The following is a 2,959-nucleotide window of genomic DNA, read 5'->3' on the forward strand; positions in this document are numbered from 1 at the left end:
CCGGTTCCCAAGCTGCTGCACCAGCCGGGGCTCGACGACCGCCGTGACCACGTGGTCCGGCACGGCACTTCACCGAAAACGCCCTGGCTGACAACCGCGCCAAGGCCACCCAGGCGGTGCGGCCCACGTACCTGGGCGGCAGCCCGCCACGCCGTACGCGGCCCCGGCGCGCGCCGATGACCTGAGCGACCTGCCGCCGGCCTACATCGCCAGCGCCGAGTTCTGCCCGAACCGCGACGAGAACATCGCCTACGCCGTGCGGCTCATGCAGGCGGACGTTCAGGTCGAGCTGCACCAGTGGCCCGGCACGTTCCACGGTTCGCAGGCCCTGCTGTCGGCGGACGTGTCGCAGCGCCAGTTCGCCGAGATCGGCGACGTGCTCCGCCGGGCGCTGGCATGAAGGCCGCGCTGGAGGAGATCCACCACGCCGGAATCCCCGGCGTGTGGGCGGAAGTGCGGGACAACGGCGACGTGTGGCGCGGCGCCGCCGGAGATGCCACGCCGGACATGCGGCACCGCGTCGGCAGCGTCACCAAGACGTTCACCGCCGCCGCGATCATGCAACTGGTGGAACGCGGAAAGATCGAGCTGGACACGCCCGTCTTCCAGGAGATCACGGTCCGGATGCTGCTGAACATGACCAGCGGCCTGGCCGACTACCGGTTCCTCGCGTTCCCGTCGCTGCTGGAGGGATCCGCGCAAAGCTTGGAGGACAACCAGTTCCGGCACTTCTACCCGCGCGAGCTGATCAAGCTGGGCGTCGACGCGCCCGCTGTTCCTCTCGGTACCTACTCCAACACCGGTTATCTGATGCTGGGCAGGCTCATCGAGAAGGTCACCGGCATGACCGCCGCGCGGTGGATCACACGCAACGTCATCGAACGGGCCGGGCTGCGCAACACGATGTTTCCGACCGGGACGCGCATCGAGGGACCGCACCCGAAGATGTTCGAGGCGTTGTTCGGGCTGCTCGATCCGCCGCGCGACTACAGCGTCTACGACATGTCCTGGGTGGGTGTGTCGGCGTCGTTGATCTCGACCGTGGAGGATCTCAACGTCTTCTTCTCCGCCCTGCTCGACGGCAAGATCGTGTCGCAGGACTCGGTGGCGGAGATGCAGAAGACCGGCCCGGTGGTCGCTTTCGACGGCTCGACGATCGAGTACGGCCTCAGGCTGCACAGGCATGGGACCTGCTGGGGGCACGACGGCTCTGTGTGGGGCGCGGGCACGTGGTCGTTCCACAGCGCGGACGGCAAGCGACAGGTGTCGCTCGCCGTCAACCTTCAGCGGTGGAACGACAAAGCGATCGACGAAGCGTTGAAGGCCTTTCAGCGGAAGGCGTTGCGCGTGTAGGTGAGGCTGAAGCTGCCCTTGTTGGAGAAGTACCTGTCGACCAGCAGCGCCGGGTCCGTGGCCAGGTAGCCGCGGTAGATCGCCCCGTCGTTCTGGTCGTCCCAGCCCCACGGCGCGTTGGCGGCGTTGTCCTTGCCGTTGTCGCCGCGGAAGGTGCCGAACGACGCGAAGGTCTCCGAGTTGTTGCGGCGAGCCCACATTCCGTTCGTCTCGAACGTGTTCACCAGGCGGTAGTTGACGTTGCGATCGTTTCCGCCGGACGGGACCTCACCGGTGGTGGCGGGGTAGTAGATCACGCCGTCGCCGCCGGGGAAGTCGTTGCCGTCCCAGCGGTACAGGCCGTGGCCCTTGGCTTCCTGCCGGGTGGCAGGGCGGCCGTTGACCAGGAGCAGCGTGCCGTCAATGGTCTCCGCGCCGTTGCGGTACGGCGACCCGGCGGGCACGTAGGAGTAAAAGTCGCTGTGCGCCACGGTGACCGCGGCTTCGAGCTTGCCGAAGCCGCTGTCCTTGCGGACCGCCAGCAGCACGCCTTCCAGATCGTTCTCGTGGGTCGTGATGCTCCACGGGTCCGGCTGGTCGTCCCAGTCACGCGGGTGGAAGAAGCTGTAGACGATGAACCAGTGCGTCGACGTCTCCACCACCGAGTAGTAGGAGGCACCGGTGAGTTTGCTGAGCTGGGGCTGGTTCTCCCAGTTGTTCAGGGTGTTCCAGTCGCCGTCGAAGTCCACAGTGGACAGGTAGTCGGCGTCGTAGTCGGACGAGTCGGTGTCCTGGTGGTGGACCGGGGCCCAGTGGAACGCCAGGTCGTGGTCCGAGACGGCATGGGCGGGTGCAGGGGTCAGGGCGAGAATAGCGATCGCCACCAGACCAGCGCGGATCGTTTTCACGACGGCGCAATCTAGCTGTAGATGGTGACCGTCAGCCTGGGGTTTGAGCGAAAATCGATCGACTCGTAGGCAACGCGCGCGAGTGGCATCGAACCCGCCGCGGCGGTCAGCGTCGTCTCGATCTCGTTGCGCTCGTCCTCGGTCAGGTACGGCCAGAACGAGCTGTGCCAGATCACCGTGTACGTGCCGCGCTCCTCGGGCGGCACGAGGTTATCGCGCAGCCACCGTCCGGCAGGGGAGCGGGCGACCTTCACGCCGACCTTGGCGGCGAGCTCGATGGCGTCGTCGAGGTCCCACCGCAGCGCGTCGTGCTCCGGCGGGATGAACGAGTGCAGGATCATCGCATGCTTGGGGTCGCCGGGGTCGCGCGGCTGCAGGTCGCAGCCTGCCCGTTCGACGATCTCCAGGTTCGGCGGTTGCGGCCCGACGGCGGCCAGGCGCACCGGCGAGTCCTTGTCGCCCCACTCCCAGCCGAGGCCGAACCAGCGGTAGCGGTCCAGGATCAGGTTGAGGCCCGCGCAGGCGCCGAGCTCCAGGAGCCGCACCCGTGGTGCGCCGATCATGGTCAGGCCCCGCAACAGGAACCCCGCCGTCTTCGGCTGGTGCTGTTGCACCGTGCGGTCCAGCGCCGCCAGGATCTCGCCCGCGTTCTCGACGATCGCGCGCCGGGCCGCGAGCCACGCCAGCAGCGCCGTCGAGTCGGACTCGCCGGCCATCGC

4 protein-coding genes are annotated in these 2,959 nt (G+C 67.8%); 2 read left to right on the forward strand and 2 right to left on the reverse strand.

What is annotated here, in order from left to right; translation table 11 throughout:
- The first annotated feature begins 181 nt into the window (after positions 1-181).
- Both FXN61_RS48510 and FXN61_RS48515 read left to right on the forward strand, forming a co-directional pair.
- Entirely contained in the window at positions 182-400 is a 219-nt protein-coding gene (locus tag FXN61_RS48510) for an alpha/beta hydrolase (RefSeq protein ID WP_246293277.1), read from the forward strand.
- Entirely contained in the window at positions 397-1,353 is a 957-nt protein-coding gene (locus FXN61_RS48515) for a serine hydrolase domain-containing protein (protein ID WP_167980505.1), read from the forward strand. Before FXN61_RS48510 ends, FXN61_RS48515 begins: the two co-directional genes overlap by 4 nt.
- Here the strand turns inward: FXN61_RS48515 and FXN61_RS48520 are convergent.
- A complete protein-coding gene (locus FXN61_RS48520; protein WP_167980506.1) occupies positions 1,329-2,240 on the reverse strand; it encodes a hypothetical protein in 912 nt (303 codons plus the stop codon). The genes FXN61_RS48515 and FXN61_RS48520 overlap by 25 nt on opposite strands.
- An 11-nt stretch (positions 2,241-2,251) precedes the next feature.
- Positions 2,252-2,959: DUF2332 family protein (locus FXN61_RS48525; RefSeq protein ID WP_167980507.1), on the reverse strand; the 708-nt coding region annotated here is incomplete at its 5' end.

Origin of the sequence: Lentzea indica, from assembly GCF_012184385.1 — a bacterium.
GTDB classification, from domain to species: Bacteria; Actinomycetota; Actinomycetes; order Mycobacteriales; family Pseudonocardiaceae; genus Lentzea; species Lentzea indica.

What these genes read in the sequence shown, in the direction of transcription:
- FXN61_RS48515 (WP_167980505.1), top strand. Translation starts at nt 397, where the DNA reads ATGAAGGCCGCGCTGGAGGAGATCCACCACGCCGGAATCCCCGGCGTG.